Source organism: Sphingobacterium sp. B16(2022), from assembly GCF_012030425.1.
Classification (GTDB): Bacteria; Bacteroidota; Bacteroidia; order Sphingobacteriales; family Sphingobacteriaceae; genus Sphingobacterium; species Sphingobacterium anhuiense.
On the sequence record NZ_JAAUVN010000001.1, the window covers coordinates 1657649 to 1684361 of the forward strand.

The window sequence follows — 26713 nt, forward strand, 5'->3', positions numbered from 1 at the left end:
ATGAAAAGATATATATCAACGCTTATTGTAGCAACTGCAATATCAACTGTGTATGCTCAAAATACCGCTGAAAATTCACCTACAAACGTAAATAAGTCTGAAGGTACAATCTTTGGTCAAATTATAGACAGTCAAGGAAAACCTATTTCAAAGGCTTCGATTAATCTCTTTCAGGTTATCAAAGATCAAAAAAACAATCAGGAAAGAGAAATATTAATAAGAAGTACAAGTTCGCTGGAAAATGGAAATTTTAACTTTTCAGCTATTTCTAATACCAATAATTGGAAATTAAAAATCAGCTCAATAGGTTACGCAACGCTCGAGCTAAATGTTGATCATAGTGATGATAAAAAAGTCTTAAACAAAAATATAGGAACTATTGTACTTAAAAATGACAATCAACAACTTGCAGAAGTAACTGTCACAGGTCGAAAGGCTTTATTGGAAATGGATATTGATAAAAAAGTATTCAATGTGGAAAAAAACATCGTAGCAACTGGCGGTACTGCTATCGATGTACTTCGTAATATGCCATCTGTACAAGTAGATATCGATGGAAATGTCAAGCTCAGAAATGCTGCACCAACCATTTTTGTAGATGGAAAGCCTACAACACTTTCACCAGATCAGATCCCCGCAGATGTCATCGAAAAAATAGAGATCATCACAAACCCTTCTGCAAAGTACGATGCCTCAGGAAGTATGGCTGGAATTTTAAATATAATCCTTAAAAAAAATAAGAAAACAGGATATAATGGTATGGTTACCCTAGGTGGAGATCGATTTGGCGGAACTAATTTTATGGGAAGCCTCAATGCGCGTCAAAACAAATTAAACCTGTCATTTACAGGAATGAATATGCGAATGCGTACGAATACTGAAGGAGATAGTCATAGAACGAGTAATATAAATAACATAAATTCAATTGTAGATCAAGATATTGAAGGAAAAACAAAGGGTATGATCACTTTTGGAAGACTTGGTTTAGATTATGATTTCAGTCCACGAACTTCATTATCAATTGCCGGAGTTTTGGTTGAAGGGAAATTTCGTCCAAATGAAGAAACCCTAATATCAACACAATCTGAAGGAAAAACCTCATTAAGCAATCGAATTTCGGAATCCGAACGAAGCTTTAAACCAAGAGGTCTACAGGCCGGAATAGTGCAGAAATTTAAAACAGAAGGTGAGGAATTAACTGTTGACTTTAATTATTTCGGAGGTAATAATAATTCAAACGGTCTTTACACCACAAATTATCTCAATGATATAAACCAGATAACAGGCACAAAAAAACAACAGAACATCGGTTTTGGAAATAATAAATTTATTACTATCCAAACGGACTATGTTAAGCCTTTCAAAAATGGAATGAAATTGGAGACCGGTCTTCGTGCCCAAATTAATAAATTAAAAAATCTCAACGATAATTCAATACAAGATATTGGTGAAGAAGACTTTAAAAATATTTCTTCAGCATCCGCTAATTACGATAGTAAAAATAGCGTTTATGCCGCTTACGTTTCCCTCGGAGGAAATTTTAAAGATTGGGTATCCTATAAAATAGGTCTACGTGCTGAAAACTCAACTTATAATGGAGAACTTTTAAATACTAATGAAAAATTTAAGAACAATTATCCATTAAGCCTATTTCCATCTGTGTTTTTAAGTAAAAAACTGACCGAAAAAGATCAAATCCAGATGAGTGTCACGCGTCGCGTGAATCGTCCTAATTTTTTTCAAACGATACCTGTTATCGATTATACAGACAGCTTAAATATTACGAAAGGTAATGCCGATCTTGTTCCTGAATTCACGACTTCTGGCGAGCTTTCGTATAGTAGAACACATGGAAAAGGCACTTTTTTAGCTTCAGTTTATTATAAATCTACCAATAATTTGATTACCAGATTTTTGACTCAGGAATTAAATCCAGTAACAGGCAAGATGGATTTTATAAATACCTATATTAATGCCAATTCTAGTAAAAACTATGGTGCAGAATTTACATATACCAATAATCTTAAAAAATGGTGGGATTTAACCGCAGATCTTAATTTCTATAATTCAAAAATAGAAGTTGACGACAGTACCCCGTCTGAAGCAATGTGGACAGTGTTTGGAAAATTGAACAACACCTTTAATGTTAAAAACAATTGGAATCTTCAAGTCGCATTTGAATATCAAGGCAAAACAAATATGCCTGTCACACAAGGCCAGTCATTTGGTCCTCCAATGAATCAAGCACAAAGCTCATCCCAAGGATACATCAAACCTTTTTATGGTGTCGATCTAGCTCTCAAAAAGAGTTTCTTAAAAAATCAAGCTGCCTCAGTAACTTTAGCTGTGAATGATATTTTCAGAAGCCGAGGTAATACAATTGTATCTTCAGGAGAAGGGTTTACACAATCTTATTATCGACTTTCAAATCCTCAACTAATCAAATTGAACTTATCTTATCGCTTTGGAAAAATGGATATGAATATGTTTAAGAAAAACAAAAATCAAAATTCGATGGAAGGAATGCAAATGCAGTAATCTACCCGTACAATAACAAATAGAGGGGTGTATATAGATCTTAATCTATATACACCCCTTTATTTTAATCTAATTGATTTAACTTACAAAAATGAAGAAGTTAATTAAGATACTAACATTAAAATAGGGACCTTGGCATTAACTGCCAATTTTTTTGAGGCACTTTTTTGAAAAAACGAAGCGATAAATCCAAGTTTACGGGGTACAGTGATCAATACATGAATATTATGTTCTTGAACATATACATTTAGTTTCTCAACAAAATCTTCACCTTCCAAATAAGAGTAAGTCGGTTCAAGACTATCTAAACTTGCATGCAAAAAAGATTGTTCCTCAATTAAATCAGCTGCCTTATGCTTCCCTTGAACACTTACATTTACAACATACCATCTTAAAGATAACAATTCTTGTAAATGAAATATTGTTTTCACGGGCAATCGTTCATCTAAATGCAATAGATCCACTGCAAGGATCACATTTTTAAAGATATGTACTTTATCCATATCTGGCACCAATAAAAGGTTATACAGATGTGCCTGTATCAGCTCATTGGTAATAGTACCAATACTATTTTTACCATTATCATCATTTCCTCTCATTCCAGCAATAACTAGGTCAACATGCCCCTCTTCGGAAATTCGCTCCATGCCATCTAAAACAGTAAAACTATCATGTCTTGTATGGACGTTTGTAGCTGGTGAAACATTTAATAATTCCTGTTTCAAAAGAAGCATTTTTGAGTCTACTGCCGCAATATCTGTTTCATCTACAAGAATTGGTGGCGGTATAAACTCGCCGACATAGTAAAATCCTCCATTTAGATACCCTAAGGAGTGGTATATGATGACTTTTTTTATAGCTGTTTGCTTAGCAAGGGTCAAGAGTTGATCGAAAGCATGTCTAGCAGGAACAGAAAAATCGGTTAAAAAAACAATTGTTTCCATGATCGTGATTTCTTGTAATGTATACTCGATTACTAAACAACCGAATCTTATTTTTAGTTTAAAAATTAAGAAAATAATACACATTAATCTAAATGCATAAATAAATATTCCGAATAAACTAGAAATGTCCTATGACCGATTACGCAAGTTGTTTCATATTTATAATTAGTTTTTCGAACCGAAATTTGCTAATTTTAATTTTTTCGGTTTTCAATTATGGGTCTGTTCCCATAGTTTATAGTAAAATACGTTGAAAACCTGGCAATTGTCTTTAATAATTATATAAAACTTATGTACATATATAATATCCACTGGATCCTTAAATTTATTTTTAATTTAGCTATAATCATCCTGATCAGTAGATTCTTCTATGCTCCTTTTGATGATAAGTTAGCTGATACAAACCTTGTTTACATATTACCATGTATTGGATTAATCAGTAGCTATTTATATCTCTCAGCTTGGTTTGGTTGGAAAAAGAGCTTTTACATCATACTTTATTTAGTAGCATACCTGATCTTCATGGGATATTTTTTGCTAAATCATCTATTGCCAAAATGGGTTGATAATACAATAATAATCTTAACTGTATCTGTAATCGGTTATTTTTGCTATCGCATTATTAATCGTATTATTAAAACAATGATTTATCGCTGTAAAGGAATTAAGAGCCGTATTAATACATACGTAATTAGAAATAAAAGAAATAAGTGATCTTTTCAGGAAGCTGGAGAATGACGTTAAAAACATAAGAACTTATACATAGATATGAAATCTAATATCGATAAACTGAAGTTTCCAATTGGTAAATTTATTGCGCCAAATACAATAGATAATGGAACGATAACAAAATGGATTGGAATTATACAATCTTTCCCAGATCTTCTAAAAAAAGAAGTTCAAGAATTATCGGAAGAAGCATTACAAAAAACCTATAGACCTAATGGTTGGTCAATAAGACAAATAATACATCATTGTGCTGACAGCCACATGAATAGTTTAATCAGATTTAAACTAGCTTTGACAGAAGATATACCCGTTATAAAACCATATGCTGAAGATCTTTGGGCAGAACTTATTGACTCAAAAGAACTTGCTATTAATTCTTCTATAAATATGCTAGAAGCTCTACATTACCGCTGGGTAGTTTTACTACAAAATATGACACCTTCGGATATGGCCAGACAATTTAGACATCCTGATTCGAACGAACTCATTAATATTAAAACAAATATTGGACTGTACGCTTGGCATTGTGAGCATCATCTTGCACATATTAAAATCGCAAAAATGAATAAGGAATAGTCAATTTAAAATATTATGAAGGTAAAAAGTTTTTTATAAAAATAAGCTAGCATTTTTTTGTAAAATTGCATTAAATTAAAAAGGTAAATTGAGATATTTTTTCCATATCGCCTATCAGGGTCAGAATTATAATGGTTGGCAAAGACAACCTGATGTAGAAAGCGTACAAGAAGTTTTGGAAAATACACTCCATAAAGTATTAAAAGTACCAACCACCATATTTGGTTGTGGCCGTACAGATGCTCAAGTCCACGCTAGTCAGTACTTTTTTCATGCGGATATTGAGAAAGAATATGATTTCGACTTATTATTTCGACTCAATAAGGCTCTTCCTGATAACATCGCCATTTACGATATAATAAAAATGGAAGGTAAGCCGCATGCTCGTTTTGATGCAGTGCATAGAGAATATGATTACTTTATTCACACGTACAAAGATCCTTTCTTAAGCAATCAAAGCTCATTATACTTATATCCCAAATTAAATTTAGACAAAATGAGTGAAGCTGCAAAATTGCTCTTAAAATATAAGGATTTTCGTCCCTTTTGCACACATCCTGATAAAAATGAACATACAATCTGCCACGTAACAGCTGCAGGAATATTTGTCAATACAAAAGGTGATAGAATTCGGTTTAATATTTCCAGTAATAGATTTTTAGGTAAGATGATCAGAATTCTAACCGGTAAACTTTTAAAAATAGGTAATGGGGAACTAAGTATTGATGAATTTGAAAATCATTTAATTACATTAGAACTTCCCAAAATATTGAGACCGGCCCATCCAATAGGTTTGTATCTATCCAAAGTTAACTATCCATACCTAAATCTTCCACCACGCACTGATTTTTTAACACCTTCCCAAAGTTCCGACTGGATTTCTATTTAGATACCCAGTATTAAAAAAAATAAAGTATGCAATCCTATCTAGATACTTTTCATAACAAATAATGTTAACCTTGTGATATTAGTGTTATTACTTTATCAATCGGTCGACCGATAACGGCCTTACCATCTTTTACAACAATAGGACGCTCAATTAGAATAGGATACTCCAACATAAGGGAGATCCATTCTTCATCCGAAAGAACAAGATTTTTAAACTTTTCTTGAAAAATTGATTCATTACGTCGTATCAGCTCAAGAGGTTTTAATTGAAGTAAAGTGACCAGCTCAAGCAATTCATCTTTACTAGGAACATCTTGAAGATACTCCCGTATTGATAAATCTACATCTTTCGATTTCAATAAATCTAATACAGCACAGCTTTTACTACACAATTTGTTATGATATATCTTTATCATGATCCAAAATCTAGAGTATTATATCTTTTTTAATCACTTGAACTTCAGCACTAATTCGTACTTCATCACTAACCACAATATTACCAGCTTCTGTAACAGCATCCCATGTTAAACCAAATTCCTTACGACTAAGTTGCCCGCTTAAAGAAAAGCCTGCTTTTGTTTGGCCATAACTATCGACCACAATCCCGCCAAACAAAACTTTTAATGTAATAGCTTTGGTAATATTTCCTATTGTCAAATTTCCGGTTAGTTGCGCTTCATCCCCGATTCCTACATATTTAACACCAGTAAATTCTAAATAACGGTAGGCTTCAGCATTAAAAAAATCAGCTGACTTCAAATGTTCGTCTCTTTGTGTATCATTGGTATTGATAGAATTTATCTCCGCTTTAAATGCTATATTCTTAGCGGTATTAAAATCATTAGAAGTAGTTTCAAGATCAAGTGTGAACTTCCCAAAATAACCTGTTATCGTTGTAATCATTAAGTGTTTCACTTTAAAAGCGACTTCACTATGACTTGGGTCTATTGACCATTTGTATGTTGCCATAAACTGTTATTTTAATTAATTAGGTAGATATCTAATAATTGCAAAAATAAGGATTACTAAAAATCTAAAAATTGATTTAGATCATTTGTTTGATGCGTTTAGTATGCTACTTTAGGCTAAATTAATTCCTATTCTCAACGCTTGCAATCCTTTAACACCCTGTAATTCTTCCAATTCCAATTCTTCTAGATCATCTAATAAAGATCCGCTCTTTTGTAGATATTGAATATATCCTAAATATTCCTTTTCCTCGCGCTTTGTAAAATAGACAATAGCAATTTTACCCGGCTGAGTAAGGCGTTCGTTCGAACCTTTAATAGTCACTTTATCGATTCTCTTTTTTATAATCTGATAGCGAATATTATAAGCTCCCTCTACATCAAATCGGTGTTCATCTGTTCTAAAATTAATATCGATCAACGTAGCATTAACAAAAATAAGCTGCGTTGTTAGTAAACGTTTCTCCATTTGATCCAACAGACTATGTGTAATTTTTGCAATCGCCGCCATTGACGTCAATTGCCAAAGTCGGATATTTTTTAAGTATATCTCATTGAACTTTTTGTCTGGAGCGATAGATTGGCCTATGTAAATATCATATTCAATACCATCTGATCTAAATTTTTCAAAATAACAAGGGTAAGAATTTTGCAATTCCTTTTCAAATAACTCCAGATAACCACTTATTCCACTATTAATTAAACGTATCGATTTTTCTAAAACATTACGATTTTTATAAACAACCCCATTTAAAGGATGGATAGCATTTTCATATGCGGCAATAATCGGATGAGATTCTTTTAAATTCTCCTTAAAATAAGTGAGAACTTCAGCCACATTTTGATTAAAAAAGTCATTAAGCTGAATCTGCATACTATCCATTAATTCTTCATTAATTTCCTGTAACCATCTTCGGCAGTTGAAAATCATTTCATCAAGAATAACAATACTATTTAAGTGTTTCAATTGAATTAAGACATTCTCCAATAATTCTAATTGAACAATCATGTCCTGAAAAGCCGCCTTATTTCTTTCAATAGTTGAATTTCGAATATCGATGGCACCGTACAACGGATATATTTGTTCAAATTTAATATCACCAACAATAGGTTTAGGTTTATCTTGTTCTATTCTTTGTAAATATTCCCAAGCCTCTTGATTAAACTTCCACTGTACTGCTGATTGAAGAGATGTAAATTTTTCCTTTATAACCTCGTTTATTTTTGTCTGAAACTCAACAATTTCATCTTTTAGCAACTGTGCTAGTAAGGTACTTGCACTAAATATTCGAGCCAAAATCTGTTCATCAAGAACTGCATCTGTTTTTGTAAAGACTTCGATAACACCTACGATCTCTTTATTATGGGCTATGGGAATCAATGCATAGTTGACGATGCCCAGATCTTTCAGTCGTTCCCAAAGGAACGACATAGTTTTATCTTCAATAGGAAAATCTTTACTAAAAACAAGAATTTGGGGTTGCTTAATAAATTCATCCAGCAACTCTTGAATACGTTGCTCACTTCCTTTATTAATTTTTAATAAATCCAATAAAGCTGACGTTTTCTTTTCTTTAAAATCAAATACGACTTTGTTATTCAACTTAAAAAAAGGTAAAAGAGAAAATTCAATAGCAGGATTTCCTGCTAATGTTCTTAAAGCCATAATCACGTGTCCATAAGAATCTGCTTCATCAATTCCCCTTATAATGATATTTTTTATATTTTCAAGCGCCTGTTGTTCAGTAATATCAGTAACTGTTAAAATAGAAAAACCATCCATTTTGATTTTATTCAATGGAATCAAAGTTTTTATTATCTCAAAATTTAATGTTTTTGAAAACTCATCAATTACTTTTATCCGATCAAAAACAGGTAAATTTCCGATTACTTTTACATCTACAAAAGTATGATCGATATTGATCCGGTAATACTTTTGTAGTCCAGTCAATGCATCGATAAAGGAATGAATTATCTCAAAATGCTTTGCAGATTTTATCCCATATAACCTTTCTAATATAAATGAATACAACATCTGGATTTTCTCAGAAAACCCAACAGAATCATGTGCTAAAGCAAGTTGATTATCACATCTATACTGTTCAAGTAAAGCATAGAATTTATCTGTTCCAAAACATATTTTTTGTCCTAAAGGAAAGCCCAATGCCCAATAAGTGTCCTCATCATCTTGTAATACTGGATTTAAAGATGCATGAATTAATCTAAATTCGTTTTCAAATTGGTGAATATTGTGCTTCTCCAAAGGACCATATTTTGCAAATGCTTGATTAAAATCCTTTAATACACTAGCTAAAAAGTTCTTTTTAATTGATATTTCATTTTCACCTTTTCTTTTCAGATAATTCAAAAATGGGTCAAAAGAAAGGTGGGTTTCAATTTCAGGAAATTGATCTTCCTCCTCATTTATTATAGTAAATAATGCTGATTGCATATTAAAAAAATTAAATTACTAACACGACCCATCACATTTAAGATGGGAATGTTATGCAGAGTAGATTCAGTTCGTTATTTATTTGTGATTTCTGTTTTATAAGGTATCCGGTATGCATAATCTGCCTTAATATCCTTATTATCGTAAGTATAATAAGTAATCTGAGTACTTCTATCCAATAATAGATCCACAGTAACAAAACCCTGCATTGAATTTTTATAAAGTAAGTTACTATTACTTTTTATAGATGAGCTTTTTGCTCCAGAACCGCTAACAATTTGATATTGATCTCTTTTTTTTATAAACTGTAAGCCGTGATCGTGACCAGATATGTAAACATAATTCGGAACTCCCTCAAATACCGCATTTACTTGTAGTTTTAAACGTTTGTAATCCGAATGATTCATATCTTCAGGATTTGAAAACACTGTTGATCTCATTAATGGATACAATGATCCAATTACAGGTAATGGAAGGTAAAAATTTTTATTCAATATTGTAAGTGGAAAAATATGGTCCTTCCACGAATAGTAACCCGCATGAACACCGTATGAATAGAAAGGATGATGTGAAGCAACCAAAATTGTTTTATTCTTATTCTTATGAACCAATTCCTTCAGTTTTTCTATAACTTTAACTTCAGAATCACAGCCACATCTAATATTAGTATCGATCTTTTCATGAGGAAAAAGCCACCATTCACTATCATAGGCAATAATAACCAGATGATCTGAAATAGGAATTTCTACCGGATCAGGACAGCCATTTTTAGGAACTAATTGCAAAAGTGAATCTTGTTGTGCATCCAGAAAATTTCCTTGAGCTCTGATCTTTGCTAGTCCCTGTTTCCCCATCTTATCCCAATCATGATTGCCGGGTATAAAATATACCGGTGCATCAGCGGCTCGCATAGGTTCATACTGTGACCTTAAGATCGATGCTGTTTCCAATTCTTCCTTACTACCGGGTAGCCCCATACCACTGGGGTAGATATTATCCCCCAAAAACATAACAGTTGTCTTCCCTTTTAAAACCAGTGCGGCGGCAAGTGGAATAATCGTTTCCTGTTTAAAATTAATCTCACCGGCATCACCAATAAAAATAACTCGGTTTACTACACTATCTTGTGCAAATACCCCAGTCATTAAAAATGAAAGAAGTGTAACACATAAAAATTTCAACATCTTTTAATTCAATTTAAATTTTAATAATGTTGCTTTATTTGCTTTATCTCCACCCTCATTACCAATATATAAACTGCCCGAATCATCAAATGCAATAGCTTCAGGCTGATTAAAAAGTGACGGATCTAATGGAAATGCGCCAACCACCTCCCATTTTTCATTTGCAACAACTAACATTTTATTAATCGAGGACAAAATATACCACTCGTTTGTCCGCTTGTTTTTAGTCAAAGCTGATGGCCGAAACTGTTTTCCTTTTAAACTACTAATTAAGTCAATTTGTTTCTCATCAATTTTAAATTCCCCTTTTTTGAAAAAATCACCCTCTTTAGAAAGTCCCAATACATAACCAGTAACTTTGCTAGACGATTTATCAACAGCACATTTCTTACATATAATATACAATAAACTGTCTGATTGAGAGGCCGCTAGTGATTCATATTCAGCTTTAGGAATCAGGTCTTTTCCTACTTTAACATTTGTAGCTTCCCTTTGAAGTATATCTCTGTAAGGAAACGAATAGACTGTACCTTTACTTTCTAGCACTACAATATATCCATTACTGATGGCAATTCCCTCGTAGTCACCTTTCTTTGCAAACTTGATCTGCTGGTACTGGTGTTCACCTGGCGCAAAATAATACACCAGACCATTTTCATCCTCGTTTGCAAAGATATGTTTGGAGCTTTCTGCAGGAAATGCTATTCCAGATAGTTCATGAAGAGCATCTGGTAAAAATAATTTTTCTCCTTTATTGAAATCATAGCCCTTTGGACTCCTATAAACTTGAGTAGTTTGTGCACATGCTGTCAAGAAAAATAGACTAGCAATAGGCATACATATCAATAATAATTTTCTACCATTCATTTCCTTACTCATTTAGTTGTTTACAATAATCATAAATACACTCTTGGGCGCGAATACCTTTATCAACAGATCTTTCGATGGAATCCATATGTTCATCCAGAACTTCAGCAGACGTATCGTCTTCCAATTGTATGTCAATAATTGTTTGAATCTCCTTTTTTAATCGTCTATTAACAATCGGAAAACAAACTTCTATCCTATTGTATATATTACGGTGCATCCAGTCTGCCGATCCTAAATACACCTGTTCTTGACCATTATTGTTAAATATAAAAACTCTACTATGTTCTAAGTACCTATCTACAATACGTCTAACGCTAATATTTTCACTTAGACCGGCAACACCAGGTATTAGACGACAGATACTCCTGACTATTAATTGAATTACCACTCCAGCTTGACTTGCCTCATACAACTTTTGGATCATGCCCTTTTCTTCTAAATTATTGACCTTAATAATAATCCATGCTGGCAATCCCATCTTTGCAGATGCAATTTCCTGATCGATGAGCTGCATAAAACCTGCTGCCAAATTATATTGTGACACCAGTAAATACTTGAAATGGGTACTATAATAGGAAGTTTGATCTCGTCTTTTTTTTAACACATTAAACACCTCCATTACTTCTTGTAAGATTTCTTGCTGAGCAGTCAATAAAACATGATCAGCATACCTATGGGCTGTTTTTTCATTCAGATTGCCCGTAGAAAGTAAACCAAAATACTGGACGGCATTACCTTGTTTTGTTTTTACTAAAGCAATTTTAGCATGCACTTTTAAATTTGGAATACTATATAGTACATTTACACCTGCTGCTTTCAATTTCTTTGCCCAATAAATATTATTTTCCTCATCAAATCTCGCTTTTAATTCCACGAAAACAGTTACTTTTTTTCCATTTTTGACTGCATTTAATACTGCATGTAGAATTTTAGAATCACTAGCTACCCGATACATGGATATATATATTTCTTCCACATCTCGACGAACCGCTGCCTCATTAAAAAATCTAAGCACCACATCATAAGACTCGTAGGGAGTATTAACGAGGATGTCTTCAACACTAATTTCATCTAACAAAGATAAAAATGAAGATTTAAACCGATAAGGTATTGGAGGTTGAGGTCTATATTTCCACTCTTTTTTATCAATCGGAAAAGAAAAAAAATCTTTTAGATTATGATAGTTACCTCCTTTTATACAACTAGATTTGCGAAGTTTAAACAACTTAATCAATGCACTTAAAAGATCATCTGGAAGATCTGGCTGATAGAGTAAACGTGTCGCTAGCCCAAAATCTCTTTTTCTGATCTGCTTTTCAATTTTCAGAAGCAACGAGCCTTCAAATTCATTATTTAACTCCAACTCTGCATCACGAGTCACCTTAAATGAATACATACCTGTAATGAAGTGATCTTTGAAAATATCTGGAAAGTTTTGCCTAATAATATCGTCAATAAAAACAATATAATTTTTATCTTCAGTGGCAACATAATAGAATCTGGAAACTTGATCCGACGGAATAGAAATCATTCCCAACTTATCAAGTTCCCCTTCTTTGAAAGTAAAAACAAAATAAAGTTGATTGTTTTTTGGAAAAAAAGTGACATCTTCGATAATAGATATTTCTAAGTATGATGCAATCTGTTCATAAAAATAATCTTTAGTTTGGTTAACAATAGTATCGGGGATTGTTTCATTATAGATGAAATGAATGTTAGCTGATTTTAAAGCAGGAATGATTTCACTTACCAAGATACTTCCAAAAAGAGATAACTGTTTTTTTATGCGTAACTTGACCTGTTTATAAATTTTAACGTCTTGCGAGTCATTATCTATGTTTTCCTGATGTTTAATCTTTTTCAAAGCAAGCAGTACGGGCATTCTAACCCGATAAAATTCGTCCAGATTTGAAGAGAAAATTGCTAAAAAATTAATGCTCTCTAATAGCGGAACTTGTTTTTTACCTGCTTCTCTCAAAATACGCGCATTAAACGATAACCAGCTCAAATCACGATTATAAAGACGTGTACTCACTTCTTCACTTTCAATGTTTAGCATACATTAGGAATTAATCAATACAACAATAATAAACGCACATACGGATACAATCAACCCGTACATAAAAATATTATAAGCTAATCGAAGTAATTTGAACTTTCTGCCCAACACAACACCCTGAGAATAGACATCTTTTATTAAAGTACTATACAGATAATCACGCTCTTCCATCATAAGTTTCATTCCGCTATTATAACTCTCTAGATTCATTCTGTAAAAGTTACCAAAAAACAACAAATTGACCTTTTTACTTTTCAAATCTTCATCGGTGTATTTTCCGTCCGGAACAGATGGTCGCGTTGCCAAAATAGCAATCACCATAGTTGCTAAACTAGTAAATAATAAAATTGATGTAGGAAATATTAAATGAGCATTATTGTCTAATTTACGTAATAGGAGAGCAATAACAACAGATAATATTATCGAATTAACAGTGATTAGGATATTGGATTTATTATCAGCCATATCACTTAAACGCTGATTATTAGTCGAGGTGATGCGAAACATTGTCTCAATCCCTCTTTCAGGTCTCCCGTTCTTTTTTTCTTGATCAGCAGTTCCAGAATTTTCTTTTTGTTTCAAAACCGTCATATTCTGCTGCTTTTTATTTTCTAGTAAATTACGACCATAATCCGTATGATAATGATGATCTTCCATTAATTTAATCGTATTTTTTCGCCACTCATCTTTACTCACTACATATCCACAAGCTTTCGCTTCTTGACGCATCAATTTATTGCGAGCATCAAAGCGATCGCTGCCTAAGTGAAATAAATCAGCATCACAAACAATTTCTTCCAATAGATTCTTTGGTGATTGCGGTAATTTTGTCGCTAATATACAGCCAGACACAGACTGAATAAAACTATCATCAACATCTTTTGAATGAAGGAAATCTGAAGCAATGGCCGCACTCCTCTCTTCATGACTATCTTTGCCATGAACACAATAACCAAGATCATGAAAATAGGCTGATAACGTTACAATTGCGGTGTCGCGCTCTTCAAGATTATAATAACTTGCCATTTTCTGAACTGCATCCACAACCTCCTGCGTATGTGCATCATTATGGAAGCTGAATTTTGAAAGGTCATGTTCATCCATATACTTATGTACAAATTTGGCCGTTTCCTTTATCAATTGAGAGTAGTCCATAAAATATAAATTAGTTTGGGTTGATCGTAATCAATACTGATTCAATATACATTACTATTATTTAAAGATAAGAATTAAATAATATCTTCTTAAGATCCATCCAAACAAAGATCATTTATTTTTGGCAGATATGGATGAAAATAACCATCCTAAAAGATACGATAAATAATAATATTACATTTTTTCAAAAAAAGCTGAATACATTTTTGTATCCGGCTTTTTTTATCATTATTTATAAATTAAGGTTACATATAGCATTTTCTATTATTTAAACTGATTTATAGGTTTTGATACTGTTCTCAGTTTCGTAACATTATTTTGTAATTCCACCCATGCAAAATATACCTGATCTCCTACAAGCTCCATCTGAGGAAAACCACTCTTTCGACTAGATGAAAGTTGTGTAACTTTTCTCAACGGACCGGTTGTACCATCTTTATTAACGAGCATCGCATATAGATAAGTTAAATTACCGTCAGTTTGCATCCAGCTTACTATCGCTTGGTCAGTATCAACAAGGGCTACATCAACACGCCCAAGTACACCCTTGTTACTGATCAATATAGGATCCATAAACTGCTCTCCACCATTACCTGAAAACACCAGTTGCACACGAGGAGTTTCATCTGATGCAGTAAACCATGCAACCGCTAAAGTATTACCAATAGCAGCTGATTTTGGTCCATTTACAGGACAACCCTGGATAAACCAATTATCGGCATGAATAGGAACCGGTTTAGTCCACCCATTTCCCACCTTTCTTACAATAACAATATCACGTATATTATCAGAAGTACAGTCTCTATACAGTACCACCGGCCCATTTGCTGTTAGACTAGTAGTCGTTTGACAGCAAGTACATGCACTGTCATCAACAATAGTTTCATCTTTTATTTCACCCTGAGCTGTTACTTCTGCAACCCTTACACTCATTGTTCCACTATGATGTCCATGAGCATGAGCATCAGTAACCATATTTCGACCATCTAACCAAGTAACCAAAAAACTACTGTCACGATAAGGAATCATAGATACAAATCCATGTTCAGTAGCCGTATGGTCACTGTGCAACAATTTATAATGAGTAGATCCTTGATGATCAGAAACATTAAATTTAATATCATAAGCCATCTTACCTGTGGTTGAGAGTTGTAGATAATGACTCAATATCTTCCCTTTATGCATAGCAATCATAGGATAATCGGCCCAATTCACAAACCAGTTTTTACCAGAAGCTAGTAGTACCTGTGGTTGCCATTTCCCGTTTCGAAGCTTACTGTACCGTAAGCTAGGATTCGAGTTAGATACTGTATCTACCCAAGATAAATATAATTGCCCCATATAAGACGTTAGATGTGGCAGAACAGCATTTGATCCTTCTTCAAATGGAATTTCCTGAAAATCAGTTTCCTTTTTCAGCTTATTATCACATGCAGACAGCAATAGTATCATATATAGCAATCCAATTATTTTAATTGTATTTTTCATAAGAATAACTTTTAGTAACCAATAGTTTGTTTCATTCCACTAGCGCTAATTTCATTAGCCGGAATCGGATAGATCATTTTTACAGATATAGCTGGTATATTCAAATTTTTACTATTAAGTCCAGTATTGATATGATCAGTTAGCTTCCTTTCTAAAGCAGTTCCAGTTCTGATCAAATCATAGATTTCATGCCCCTCTAGTGCTAATTCTTTCCGTCTCTCCTTTGCAATTCTATTTAATAACCCCACACCACTTTCAGTAGCCCTATCCCGTTGAAAATCGCCAGTTCTTCGTTTAATCAACATATTTAAATAAAGAAGTGCAGCTTCTTCTCCTCCTGTGGCCCCATTTGCACAAGCCTCAGCAGCAATTAACACAGTCTCTGAAAGCCTGATGACAGGAATGTTATGAATACTTAAGCCAGACCCACCACTTCTATTGATGTATTTCACAAAAGCATTCTTCGTCCCTTCCTTATCAGTCAATAGTAGATTAGCACGTGGATCTGCAACATATTCCTTCAGTAAATCACTGAAAGTCTGTGTCGCTAAAATATCTCCCTGTCCCCCTGCTCTAAAATCAAATTGAGCACCTAAACCATTACTCCCCGGCGAGTTATCATTTGTGACACTTAGCTCAAATATTGATTCAGAAGTATAATCTGAAAAAACATAATTCGTCAATCCCATCAGTTTTTCTTCAGGTATAACTTCCATTACTTTTTGAGCATAATGAAGTGCCATCTGCCAATTCTCTTGATACAAATATACTCTTGCCATAAGCGCCTGTACTCCAACTTTAGTAATATACTTGGAACTCTCTGCTGCGGGAACACTCTCCTTTAGCAAAGTTTCAGCCATCTGTAAATCAATCAAGATCTGATTGTATGTCTGTGCCAGGGTTCCCCTTTCTATAACCACCTCATTTGGTGTAAGCTTTAATGGAATCCCCTGTGACTTTCCTTTATCCTTTATCCATGGATATGCAAATGTTCTGGAAAGATCAAAATAGACCATTCCACGTAATGCTAAAGATTCAGCTTTAATTTGTGCACGAAGTGCATCATCACCAATAGCACGATCTATATTAGCCAAAATTAGATTGAGGTTGCCGATTACTTTATAACATTGCAACCATAATATCGACGAACTACCGTTGTTATTACCACTTTCTTCATAACGATATTCGATCTGTTCATAATTTCTTGGATTGTATATGGTTTGTACGAATCTAAAATCTGCACTTTTTACGGCAGATCGCTTATATAGCACTCTTCCCAAATAATTACCATTTGAAATTTCATTATATGATCCCGCGAGCAAGCGTTTTAACTTGTCTACCGAATTGATCACCAGTTCCTCTGATATGACATGATCCGGCTTTTGATTTAATAAGTCCTTCTGACACCCCATAAAGATTGTCAAAATCAGCATAAAAGCTCCACTTATATAGTATTTATTTCTCATGTAAGATATCTTATAATTTGAATTGAACGCCTATTAAAACACTTCTCGAAGTTGGCGTTTGAAATAAATTGACTCCATTAGTAATTGCTTCAGGATCAAAATCGTCTAATTTTGTCCATAAAAGCAGATTATCGCCTTGAATAAAACAGGTAGCACCTTGTAAAAACCTAAATTTATCCAAATGATAGCTCAACCGTATATTTCTAACCTTTAAATAATCGGCATTATATAGATGTCTGGTAGACACATCATTTGAAAAAGTATTATTACCATTAATGCGTATCGGTACTTTTGAATCTGGATTAAGTGGGGTCCAAGGGTTCAATTGAGCTTTTGTGCTTGTAAACTGTGGTAAAAAACCATCATCATCACGTTTAAATGCAGTCCAATCATAAGCTTTGCCTCCAATTCCATAATTTAACAATACATCAAGACTAAATTTTTTGAAATTAAATTGATTTAAAAAACCTCCTTGAACCTTTTGTACAGCGTTTCCGAAAATTCCAAATCCGGCCTCCTCTGCATTTGTCGTCAGCTCGCCTGTTCTTCTTCCATCTTTAAGAACATGGTAGCTTGCCAAACCATTTTCATGGTTTACTCCAGCATAATCTCTTAGATAAAATGAATTTAAGCTTTCGCCAACTTTAGTAATAAGGGGATTTTGACCGTTGGATGAACTATAGGTCGGAATAAGATCAGATGGTAACTTAGTAATTTCATTATGGAGGATGGTCCCATTAATACGTGTATCCCACTTCAAGTCCTTATGGTCAATTACTCTGTATTTCATACTAAATTCCCAACCCCAATTCTTCATTTCGCCATAATTTTGCAATTGGCTAGTGAATCCTGTAGTTGAAGAAACTGGTATATTTAACAATAAATTGCTCGTTTTTTTATTAAAATAATCTAATGTAATATCTAAAGTATTAAACAATCGCGCATCTAAACCCAGATCAATATTTTTACTTAGCTCCCAAGATAAATTTGGATTAGCTAACTGTCCATAAGACAATCCCGATTCCGAAGCATAAGCCTTACCTGCCGTCGTGAAAAAACCTAAAGAAGCATAAGAAGCTGGCGGAAGATTTCCGTTAGTCCCCATACTTCCTCTAAGTTTTAAAAGATTAATTTTATTATGATTAATAAAATTCTCATCAGAGATTAACCATGCTCCCGAAACCGACCAAAAATTACCCCAACGGGAATCTTTTCCAAATCGCGATGAGCCATCACTTCGTATACTTCCAGAAATAAAATATTTATTGGATAAATTATAATTCAAACGACTGAAATAAGAAATCAAAGCATAGTTATCCGATTGACCATTCCATGACCACAATGTTCCAATACTGCTCGAAGACAATAATTCATTATCCAAAATATCATATCCTGAATTATTAATGGACTTCATTTTGGATTCCTCTGCCTCAAATCCAGCAAGAATATCAAAAGAATGCTTATTTATCCTATTTTGATAAGACAATATATTAGAAGTCATTAATTGAGAGCGCTGTCCCTGAGCAACATAAAGCGCCCCATTCCATTGTCCTCCTCCAGCTCCAAATACTTTATTATCATATAAAGTCTCTTCCAGACTTTGATGATCAATACCTAAAGTTGATTTAAATTTAATTGAATAAGGTAATACTAATTCTGCAAAGGCTGCCCCCCTTAACCGCAAATCTTTATTTTCATATTTCCCCACTTCAATCACTCCGATAGGGTTAGCATTTTTTTCAATGAGATTTGGTAGGTCTGCTATTCCCTGATAACCGTTTTTATCATATATAGGAGCTGCCTGCGGCAAGACCCTAGCCATAAATAAAGGATTTAATCCGCCAACGTATTCTGAATCATACTGTCCGCTATTACGGTCTGATTGAGCGACAGATAAATTTGCTCCTAAGTTTAACCATGATTTAGCCCTATTCTCCATATTCAACCTACCGGATTTTCGTTCGAGGTCAGATTTGATAATCGTACCATTTTGTTTTAGATATTCACCCGATGCGTAAAAAAGAGTCGACTCATTCCCACCACTTGCTGCAATAGAATACTGTTGTGTAGTTCCTGTTCTGTAAATGGCATCTAACCAGTTTGAATTCGCATCATCATGACCATAAACGGAAGAATAATCTTTTTGAGCCAAAGATTGATAATGTTGTAACAACTGTGAATCGTTATAAATACGGGTATAATCCGATCCTTCATTATTTTGAATATATTGATTCACCTGACCAACTTGCCAAAGCTGTTTAAAGTCCTGATTTGAAATAGTCTTCTCTTTAGTTAGATTAGAAAGTATTCCGCCTTGCGAAAGTACACTGAGAATAGTTTCCCCCTTACGTCCTTTTTTTGTCGTGATTAAGATAACACCATTTGCAGCTCTTGAACCATACAGAGAAGCAGCGGCCGCATCTTTCAAAACAGTAATACTTTCAATATCATTTGAATTGATAGATGTCAGTGGATTAATTTGATTAACGGCACCGTTACCTCCTATTTTTGAATTGTTATCACTGTTCATAACAACTCCATCCAATACATAAAGAGGTTCTCTAATTCCATTAATCGAACCCATCCCCCTAATCTGAACACTCGACTTACCACCAGGTTGACCGGTAGTATAAACATGAAGGCCTGTCACATTTCCCTGCAATGAATTCTCAAAACTTGCCGCTGATGTTTTCGTTAAGTTATCCGCTTTTATCTCCTGTAACGAGCCCGTGAAATTACGCTTATTGGCACTGCCGTATGCAGTCACCACAACTTCATCAATAATACTCGACTCCTCTTCTAGCGTAACCAAGACTTTATGCCCTGCATTAACTTGGATAAGCTTATTTTTAAAACCAACTGCAGAAAATTGCAATGTGGCAGTATTATTATTAGTTTTTAATGAAAATTGACCGTACTGGTTCGTTTGAGTGCGATTAACTGTTCCCGCCTCGACTACAGTCACATGAGCAATTGGCTTACCCTTAGCATCCTCAACGGCCCCAGTAATCGTAATCTGTTTAAATAAAATCTGGTCTGGATATACTCCTGCAAATAGCGTTCGACTATTGATCAATTGCAATGTAATGATCAAGCCGAGCACATAACCTAGTCCCATAGGACTTTTAGATAGTGGCATAATGACATAAAATACTTGTTTGGCTCACATGACAGTCGCTTACATTATAGTTCATATAATGCAACAAAAAACTTCATAATCGGAACCATCCAATTGTTAAAACTGATGTAAAATAAGGCCTGTAGCCATAGGATACTGATGTGAAGTTCTCTAAAACTTCAATTCAGAAACAAAATATTTTATGTAAACTGGGGAGGACGAAAAGGATTTCCTAGATATATTTTATGATAATAAACTGGGATATAAGCAACTTTAATAGATTTTTGTATAATAGGACTTAAGAAACAATGTTGAATTTCTTTGATCCAATCAACTTGAACCATTGCATTATCAACCGGAAGGCGATCAGATTGTTCCTTTTTCTTGGATTCTGCGATTTTCTTAGCCAAAAAACAAGTACCATCACAATGCAACATCGGTTTATCTTTGTTCACACAAAAATACTCCTTGATATAGTCGACATTCGCCAAATAAAAAAGCGTAGGAACAAACGGTTTCATTAGAAAGACCATAGTCATTGTCATAATAAAAATTCGTCCTAGATTCATTCTTTGTTGTAAGTCAATTTGGGCAAAAATAGCTTTTATAAATATCCAAAACAAAGATTATCTATTAAAAATAAATAGCAAATACTAAAGTGAATATTCACACAAATAAATACAACAAAATATATAACAGTTAATTATAAAACTTTTCTAACTTAATAATAGAAGTATAATTCCAATCAAAGCTGGTAATGCTTGCTTAAAAAAAATACCTTTTTCTGCTGTTGCAGCCCCATAAATACCCGCTATAAAAACACAACTTAGAAAAAACAAAGCTATATTATGTTGCCATAAAGAGTCTCCTATTAAAAGCGACCAAAAAAGACCAGCAGATAAGAAGCCGTTGTAGAGGCCTTGATTTGCGGCTAGAACTTTGGTATCCTTAAATAAGTGTTTAGGTAAAGATCTAAATGTTTCCTTACCCTTGGTTTCCCATGCAAACATCTCTAACCATAAAATATAAAGATGTTCTACAGCAACAATACCAATCACAATTTTTGCTGTAATTCCAATAATTCCTTCCATGTAAGTAATATAAAAATGAATTTAATCAATATTTTTTAATAAGAGGTTTATCAATAATATATAGTAAGAAATTAACACTTACCTTTTATGCATCAGTAATAATGGAATAATGGTATTTAATGTTAACTTTTTTGTTTCGCTTTTATGAAATAAATTTTCTAAAAAACCTCTTTTAAGAGGTACTGCAACAATGAGCCCAACTTGTTTAGACTGTGCAAATTGTAGTAAAACCGGCACGGTATCTTTACTTTTTAAATAGTGAAACTCAGGATTGAGATCATCGATAAGCTCATGTAAAACGGTCTGCTCCTGTACTAAAGATACCGCATCCATATCATTTTCCTCACCAACATTGACTACAAAAAGATGTGCGTTTAGATCACGTACAAACTCTTTTAGCTTCTTATCAGGAAGAATTTGAACAATATTTTTTAGGTCGCAAGCCAGCATTACATTATCCATACGATATGATTTCGAGTTTGAAGGAACAAGCAGAAGATCTAAACTATGGTTTTTCATTAAATGGGCAGGTATTTTTCCAACACTGTTTTTACCCCCATCATCACTTCCATTTATACCTAATACGACAAGATCAATATTCTTCTCCTGTACGATTTCATGAACAGCCTCAACAACAGGTTTAGAGTCAATCAGAACATCGATCTCGACATCTTGCAATACTTCTAATAATTCATTGCGTAATTTTTGAAGTGTGGCAATTGAATTTTCAAATAATTGATGTTCATCACCTAAAATAGGAATTTTAATCCCATCAGGCACCAATGTGTCAATACCTTGGGGGCCAAATGAATGATAAATCAATATCCGTTGTATACCAAGCTGTAATCCATTTTCTTTGATATAACCTATTGTTTGCTCTGTAGCGGAAGAAAAATCGGTGAGAATAAGAATAGACTTCATAATCAAATCATTTAATTGATAGCTACATATTCATTTTACTAGAAAATAATTGACCAACAAATCAATATTTTCCACATTAAATATCCACACAACAATTATGCCTGTATAATGAACCTAAACAATATAACACAGTAAAAATGACAACGATTATATTAAAATAAATCATCGAATCGAGTACTGGCTTTCATTGATTATAATACTAATTTTCATTAAATTAGTAATGAACTAATCTATGAGCAAGATCAATGGATTAATATTGGTCCTTATAAAAATTTAGGGAATATACTTTCAAATCAGAAAAGAGCATGTTCGACATCTCATTAAATCATTAATGAACGATCATAAATGAATTCAAAACTATACGTACACTCAATAAACGAAACCACTACAAAATGACTAATTCCAAAATTAAAGTGATCATCACCGGCGCAAGTGGAATGGTCGGAGAAGGTGTCCTACAGGAATGCATTGCTGATGATAAAGTTCAAAGTATTCTTGTCATTGGTAGAAAACCTTGTGGATATTCGGGAGGGAAAATTAAGGAAATCCTGCACAGCGACTTTAGTACTATCTCCGTTATTTCTGATCAATTAAAAGAATATGACGCATGTTTTTTCTGTGCCGGAATTTCATCTTTAGGCATAAATGAAGATCAATTTACCAAGATTACTTATGATCTAACCTTAGGTTTTGCAAAAACCTTTGCTGAGGTCAATCCCAATAGCATATTTTGCTACATATCTGGAGCGGGTACGGATAGCAGTGAAAAAGGGAAACAAATGTGGGCAAGAGTAAAAGGAAAAACAGAAAATGATCTTTTGAAACTTCCTTTTAAATCTGTTTACAATTTCAGACCAGCATTTATGAAACCCAATAAAGGGGCTAAAAATGTAAAAGGATTTTACAGAGTAATTAACGCTATTTTTCCATTATTGAGAGCATTCAATAAAAACTATTTTTTAACGTTACAAGAGGTAGGAAAAGCGATGATAAATATTACTGTTAACGGATATCCATCACATACTATAGAAGTTAAGGATATCGCAATTCTTGCTAATAATAAATAAGGAGAATCCAATTTCCCTTAGTTCCTATTAAAAAATATTATTCACTAAATATGCACCACATAATTATTTTACATATTTATCCCCTATAATCCAATAGAGCAATTTGCGATTGCTCTATTGGTATTATTCGACAACAACTATCTTTCAAACTAAGGCTACATGAGATAATACTCCTCCCACCCTTTTGCAGGTGGAGAGCCGGCCAATAAAGCATTAGCAAAAATGTCATTGACAATTTCGTTCTTTTCAGAATCAAAAATAAGCTTTGTATTTAAACGCTGTGCAATAACACCTAAACAAAAAACTTGACTCAATGGCCCGGCTATTTCAAACGGCGATCTTGTTTTTTCTTCACCTTTACATCCCTTTAAGAAATTAGCAAAATGGTCTGATGGCGAATTTGGTACCACAGGTAACTTTGACTGCAGTTCTTGCGCTTTAGATTCTGGAATGATTTGTAACGTACTTCCATGTGAACCGCCTTTAAATAGAAGATCTTTACTATAGATAATTTTACCTGGGTTCAATTTTGCTGGTTCAAGCTTCCCTGTACTTGGTGCAGGAATATTTGGATCTAATCCTGAAACACCATAACCTTCAGGTATCGGAGGAAGATTGTTCAATCCATCGTACCAATTAATATCTACTGCAGGCATTCTCCTTCTTTTTGGAAAATGAAACTTAAGTGTAGAAGACATCGGAAAGAAATATGAATTATGTCCTTCCAGATTAACGGCTGTAATTTCAGTAGGTAAACCCAGATTAAGAAATTCATGAGCAGTATCCAATATATGTGCTCCCCAATCACCAAGTGCGCCCATGCCAAAATCATACCAGCATCGCCATTGCCCATTGACGAAATCTTTATTATAGTCATGCCCCATAGTCTGCATCTGCCACAGATCCCAGTCCAATGTCTGAGGAACAGCTGTAGCAGCTGGAAACCTTTTCATATGCACATCCCAACCATGCCATCTACGAGGCATATTCATGTGTGCATCAATACGCGTCACATCCTTAATAATTCCAGCATCTTTCCATGCTTTAAATTGAAAATAATTAGCTTCCGAATGTCCCTGATTACCCATCTGCGTGACTAGCTTGGGGGATTTCTTTGCTTTATTTGTCATCAATTCAACTTCCAGAAAAGTTCTTGCCATAGGTTTTTCTACGTAGACATGCTTCCCAAGATCTAAAGCTAACATTGTAACCGCGAAATGGGAAAAATCAGGTGTTCCAATACTTACAGCATCAATCTGATTAGACATTTTATCAAACATAATTCTGAAATCCTTAAATCGGGGTACATCAGGAAACATCGAAAGAATCTCCTGTGTATGTTTAGCGCCCAGATCAACATCGCAAAGGGCAACAATATTACATAAACCGGTCTTATACAACGATTTGATGATTTCTCCAGCTCTGTTTCCCAAACCTACGCAAGCTAAATTAACACGTTCATTAGGCTTCGCCAAATTAATGTTTCCAAATACACTATTTGCCATTAATACAGCTCCACCCGCTAACGCAGATTTTTTCATAAAACTTCTACGCGATAAATAATGATTCATACTTTTATAATTTAGTTACTAGCATTGATTTTAATACTTCGGAATGATACTTGATCGCCATGATCCTGCAATAGAATATAACCTTCATTAGCCTCTCCAAAATTCACCCAATCCTTATATTTGCTTTTTGCAACCAAGTCCTTAAATTCTTTAGAACCTCGTTCATAGCTCAACATTTTAACACCATTCAAATAGTGTTCAACTTTATTATCGGCAGTCACTACAACACGACCTCTATTCCACTCACCAATTGGTCTGCGAGCACGTCCATCTTGATTTGATGTCATCAAATCATACAGTGAAGCCAATGTACGATTGCCATCTCTACCTAACTTTGCGTCTGGATGCAACTTATCGTCCAACACCTGATACTCCAAGCCTATAGCAGATCCTTTTGTCTTCTCTTTGAGTGTTACAAAATATTTAACGCCGCTATTAGCTCCCGGACTGAGTTTAAATTCAAATGATAGATCAAAAACCTTATATTTATCTTTTGTCACAATATCACCACCATTAGTGGACTCACCACCATTGGACTTCAAAACCATTAATTGCCCATCTTTTACTTCCCAACCCTTTTCCGGAAATTTTGCCCCATTAACACTACGCCACCCATTGCTGCTCTTTCCGTCAAATAGCAATTTAACTCCATTTTTTTTCTCAGAAGCAACTACGTCGTTAGGTTTTAGATTTACGATGTAAATATCTCTAGGAAAAGCACGAGATTTTAAATTAGAAGTTTGGATCTTGATATTTTTAAAGTAAACCTTCTTTCCATCTAATTTCTCAGGTATACTATGTACTTGTAGACCTATAAATCCAGATCGGTCAATTGTATCCACGACATAGGAGACCGGAATATCATTTACCCAGGTACGTAACTCATCTCCAATAGCTTCAATGCGGATATGATTATATTCTTCTTGCTTATAAGCCTTCTTTGCATTTTCATTTAGATCCAGCGGATAAAGCCAACTACGACGTGCCTCATCATATATTCCACCAGTCCATGATCTTGAAGTAGGATCAATTTCAACCTGACGACCATACACCCGGCCAAGTCCGCCATTCGCAGTAGGGTCTAAATGACTCCGTGTCTGAATACCCGAATTTGTTTGGTCTCCCTCAAGTTTCACATCTAGCTCTAATATAAAATCACCGTATTCCTTATCGGTGATTAAAAATGAATTAGGTGTCCCTTTAGTCATCCGTCCAACAATAGCATCCCCTTCTACAGAATAGGGTGCCTTGCCTCCTACAGATTTCCAGCCATTTAATGTTTTCCCATCAAATAGACTCATCCACCCTTTTTCTGTATCTGTATTCATCTGAGCATATGAGAATACGCCATTACTTAACATTGCACCGATAAAGACTGCTTTGACAATTGCATTTTTTTTCATTGGAATTATATTTTTAAACAAGATGAATCACGTATAAAGCATGAATTGATCTATAATAGTTTCACCTACATAATTAGTTATTGAGCACAAGGCTCATTTTATTCATATTTAATCAATATGATCAGGACAATCACTATATGTTTTCACATAAATTGCAATGATAAATGCTTTAGTAAAAACAATAATTAAAGAATCTATGAAATTAACTCATAAATATGATTATTG

At 34.0% G+C, this 26713-nt stretch carries 20 protein-coding genes; 4 read left to right on the forward strand and 16 right to left on the reverse strand.

All coding sequences use genetic code 11. From position 1 onward, the window contains the following. A complete protein-coding gene (locus tag HCX49_RS07360; RefSeq protein ID WP_168126654.1) occupies positions 1-2538 on the forward strand; it encodes an outer membrane beta-barrel family protein in 2538 nt (845 codons plus the stop codon). A 104-nt stretch (positions 2539-2642) separates the two neighbouring features. On the opposite strand, the gene HCX49_RS07365 is transcribed toward HCX49_RS07360, so the two are convergent. Then, positions 2643-3482 (reverse strand): universal stress protein, encoded by an 840-nt coding sequence (locus tag HCX49_RS07365; RefSeq protein WP_132839697.1) that lies wholly within the window; start codon positions 3480-3482, stop codon positions 2643-2645. Between the two features lie 768 nt (positions 3483-4250). Here HCX49_RS07365 and HCX49_RS07370 point away from each other — a divergent pair. Both HCX49_RS07370 and truA read left to right on the forward strand, forming a co-directional pair. Next, entirely contained in the window at positions 4251-4787 is a 537-nt protein-coding gene (locus tag HCX49_RS07370; RefSeq protein WP_021188328.1) for a YfiT family bacillithiol transferase, read from the forward strand. A gap of 88 nt (positions 4788-4875) precedes the next feature. Then, positions 4876-5676, forward strand: a complete 801-nt coding sequence (truA, locus tag HCX49_RS07375; RefSeq protein ID WP_132768392.1) for a tRNA pseudouridine(38-40) synthase TruA — start codon at positions 4876-4878, stop codon at positions 5674-5676. Between the two features lie 64 nt (positions 5677-5740). Here the strand turns inward: truA and HCX49_RS07380 are convergent, their stop codons facing one another. From HCX49_RS07380 to HCX49_RS07440, 13 genes are all read right to left on the reverse strand, one after another. Continuing rightward, on the reverse strand, positions 5741-6091 hold the full coding sequence (locus HCX49_RS07380; protein ID WP_168126655.1) for an ArsC/Spx/MgsR family protein: 351 nt from the start codon (positions 6089-6091) through the stop codon (positions 5741-5743). A 10-nt stretch (positions 6092-6101) separates the two neighbouring features. Next, complete coding sequence (locus HCX49_RS07385) at positions 6102-6644, reverse strand: YceI family protein (protein ID WP_168126656.1); 543 nt, start codon at positions 6642-6644, stop codon at positions 6102-6104. A 111-nt stretch (positions 6645-6755) separates the two neighbouring features. Next, positions 6756-9095 carry a GAF domain-containing protein gene (locus tag HCX49_RS07390; RefSeq protein WP_168126657.1) on the reverse strand — a complete coding sequence of 780 codons (2340 nt, stop codon included), beginning with the start codon at positions 9093-9095 and terminating at the stop codon, positions 6756-6758. A 74-nt stretch (positions 9096-9169) separates the two neighbouring features. Further along, the gene (locus HCX49_RS07395) at positions 9170-10279 is read right to left on the reverse strand and encodes a metallophosphoesterase (RefSeq protein ID WP_168126658.1); all 1110 of its coding nucleotides are present in this window, start codon (positions 10277-10279) and stop codon (positions 9170-9172) included. Between the two features lie 3 nt (positions 10280-10282). Then, positions 10283-11158 carry an SdiA-regulated domain-containing protein gene (locus HCX49_RS07400; protein WP_206368293.1) on the reverse strand — a complete coding sequence of 292 codons (876 nt, stop codon included), beginning with the start codon at positions 11156-11158 and terminating at the stop codon, positions 10283-10285. Beyond that, positions 11151-13208 carry a polyphosphate kinase 1 gene (ppk1, locus tag HCX49_RS07405; RefSeq protein ID WP_168126660.1) on the reverse strand — a complete coding sequence of 686 codons (2058 nt, stop codon included), beginning with the start codon at positions 13206-13208 and terminating at the stop codon, positions 11151-11153. Before ppk1 ends, HCX49_RS07400 begins: the two co-directional genes overlap by 8 nt. 3 nt (positions 13209-13211) lie before the next feature. Next, positions 13212-14363, reverse strand: coding sequence for a Pycsar system effector family protein (locus HCX49_RS07410; RefSeq protein WP_132768404.1), 1152 nt, complete (start codon positions 14361-14363; stop codon positions 13212-13214). 264 nt (positions 14364-14627) lie between these two features. Beyond that, the gene (locus HCX49_RS07415; protein WP_168126661.1) at positions 14628-15851 is read right to left on the reverse strand and encodes a hypothetical protein; all 1224 of its coding nucleotides are present in this window, start codon (positions 15849-15851) and stop codon (positions 14628-14630) included. Positions 15852-15862: 11 nt separating this feature from the next. Then, positions 15863-17317, reverse strand: a complete 1455-nt coding sequence (locus tag HCX49_RS07420) for a RagB/SusD family nutrient uptake outer membrane protein (RefSeq protein WP_168126662.1) — start codon at positions 17315-17317, stop codon at positions 15863-15865. Positions 17318-17327: 10 nt separating this feature from the next. Beyond that, entirely contained in the window at positions 17328-20456 is a 3129-nt protein-coding gene (locus tag HCX49_RS07425; RefSeq protein WP_168126663.1) for a SusC/RagA family TonB-linked outer membrane protein, read from the reverse strand. A gap of 179 nt (positions 20457-20635) precedes the next feature. Next, positions 20636-21058 carry a hypothetical protein gene (locus tag HCX49_RS07430; RefSeq protein WP_021188320.1) on the reverse strand — a complete coding sequence of 141 codons (423 nt, stop codon included), beginning with the start codon at positions 21056-21058 and terminating at the stop codon, positions 20636-20638. 93 nt (positions 21059-21151) lie between these two features. Beyond that, positions 21152-21526: a DUF1304 domain-containing protein gene (locus HCX49_RS07435; protein ID WP_206368295.1), complete on the reverse strand. Its 375-nt coding sequence runs from the start codon at positions 21524-21526 to the stop codon at positions 21152-21154. Between the two features lie 78 nt (positions 21527-21604). Then, positions 21605-22447: a universal stress protein gene (locus HCX49_RS07440; protein WP_168126664.1), complete on the reverse strand. Its 843-nt coding sequence runs from the start codon at positions 22445-22447 to the stop codon at positions 21605-21607. Positions 22448-22839: 392 nt separating this feature from the next. Between HCX49_RS07440 and HCX49_RS07445 the strand changes: the two genes are divergently transcribed. After that, on the forward strand, positions 22840-23514 hold the full coding sequence (locus HCX49_RS07445; protein WP_021188317.1) for a hypothetical protein: 675 nt from the start codon (positions 22840-22842) through the stop codon (positions 23512-23514). 155 nt (positions 23515-23669) lie between these two features. Here HCX49_RS07445 and HCX49_RS07450 read toward each other — a convergent pair whose 3' ends face one another. Together HCX49_RS07450 and HCX49_RS07455 are read right to left on the reverse strand one after the other, a co-directional pair. Next, complete coding sequence (locus HCX49_RS07450; protein ID WP_168126665.1) at positions 23670-25085, reverse strand: Gfo/Idh/MocA family oxidoreductase; 1416 nt, start codon at positions 25083-25085, stop codon at positions 23670-23672. An 11-nt stretch (positions 25086-25096) separates the two neighbouring features. Next, on the reverse strand, positions 25097-26488 hold the full coding sequence (locus HCX49_RS07455; RefSeq protein WP_168126666.1) for a DUF1080 domain-containing protein: 1392 nt from the start codon (positions 26486-26488) through the stop codon (positions 25097-25099). Positions 26489-26713: the final 225 nt, after the last annotated feature.

Bases quoted from the DNA above. Each gene is read 5' to 3' on its own strand.
- HCX49_RS07435 (WP_206368295.1), bottom strand. From the start codon at position 21,526: ATGGAAGGAATTATTGGAATTACAGCAAAAATTGTGATTGGTATTGTT.
- HCX49_RS07365 (WP_132839697.1), bottom strand. From the start codon at position 3,482: ATGGAAACAATTGTTTTTTTAACCGATTTTTCTGTTCCTGCTAGACAT.
- HCX49_RS07395 (WP_168126658.1), bottom strand. From the start codon at position 10,279: ATGTTGAAATTTTTATGTGTTACACTTCTTTCATTTTTAATGACTGGG.
- HCX49_RS07455 (WP_168126666.1), bottom strand. From the start codon at position 26,488: ATGAAAAAAAATGCAATTGTCAAAGCAGTCTTTATCGGTGCAATGTTA.
- ppk1 (WP_168126660.1), bottom strand. From the start codon at position 13,208: ATGCTAAACATTGAAAGTGAAGAAGTGAGTACACGTCTTTATAATCGT.
- HCX49_RS07440 (WP_168126664.1), bottom strand. From the start codon at position 22,447: ATGAAGTCTATTCTTATTCTCACCGATTTTTCTTCCGCTACAGAGCAA.
- HCX49_RS07445 (WP_021188317.1), top strand. From the start codon at position 22,840: ATGACTAATTCCAAAATTAAAGTGATCATCACCGGCGCAAGTGGAATG.
- HCX49_RS07400 (WP_206368293.1), bottom strand. From the start codon at position 11,158: ATGAGTAAGGAAATGAATGGTAGAAAATTATTATTGATATGTATGCCT.
- HCX49_RS07390 (WP_168126657.1), bottom strand. From the start codon at position 9,095: ATGCAATCAGCATTATTTACTATAATAAATGAGGAGGAAGATCAATTT.
- HCX49_RS07425 (WP_168126663.1), bottom strand. From the start codon at position 20,456: ATGCCACTATCTAAAAGTCCTATGGGACTAGGTTATGTGCTCGGCTTG.
- HCX49_RS07410 (WP_132768404.1), bottom strand. From the start codon at position 14,363: ATGGACTACTCTCAATTGATAAAGGAAACGGCCAAATTTGTACATAAG.
- HCX49_RS07420 (WP_168126662.1), bottom strand. From the start codon at position 17,317: ATGAGAAATAAATACTATATAAGTGGAGCTTTTATGCTGATTTTGACA.
- HCX49_RS07385 (WP_168126656.1), bottom strand. From the start codon at position 6,644: ATGGCAACATACAAATGGTCAATAGACCCAAGTCATAGTGAAGTCGCT.
- HCX49_RS07360 (WP_168126654.1), top strand. From the start codon at position 1: ATGAAAAGATATATATCAACGCTTATTGTAGCAACTGCAATATCAACT.
- HCX49_RS07370 (WP_021188328.1), top strand. From the start codon at position 4,251: ATGAAATCTAATATCGATAAACTGAAGTTTCCAATTGGTAAATTTATT.
- HCX49_RS07450 (WP_168126665.1), bottom strand. From the start codon at position 25,085: ATGAATCATTATTTATCGCGTAGAAGTTTTATGAAAAAATCTGCGTTA.
- HCX49_RS07415 (WP_168126661.1), bottom strand. From the start codon at position 15,851: ATGAAAAATACAATTAAAATAATTGGATTGCTATATATGATACTATTG.
- HCX49_RS07380 (WP_168126655.1), bottom strand. From the start codon at position 6,091: ATGATAAAGATATATCATAACAAATTGTGTAGTAAAAGCTGTGCTGTA.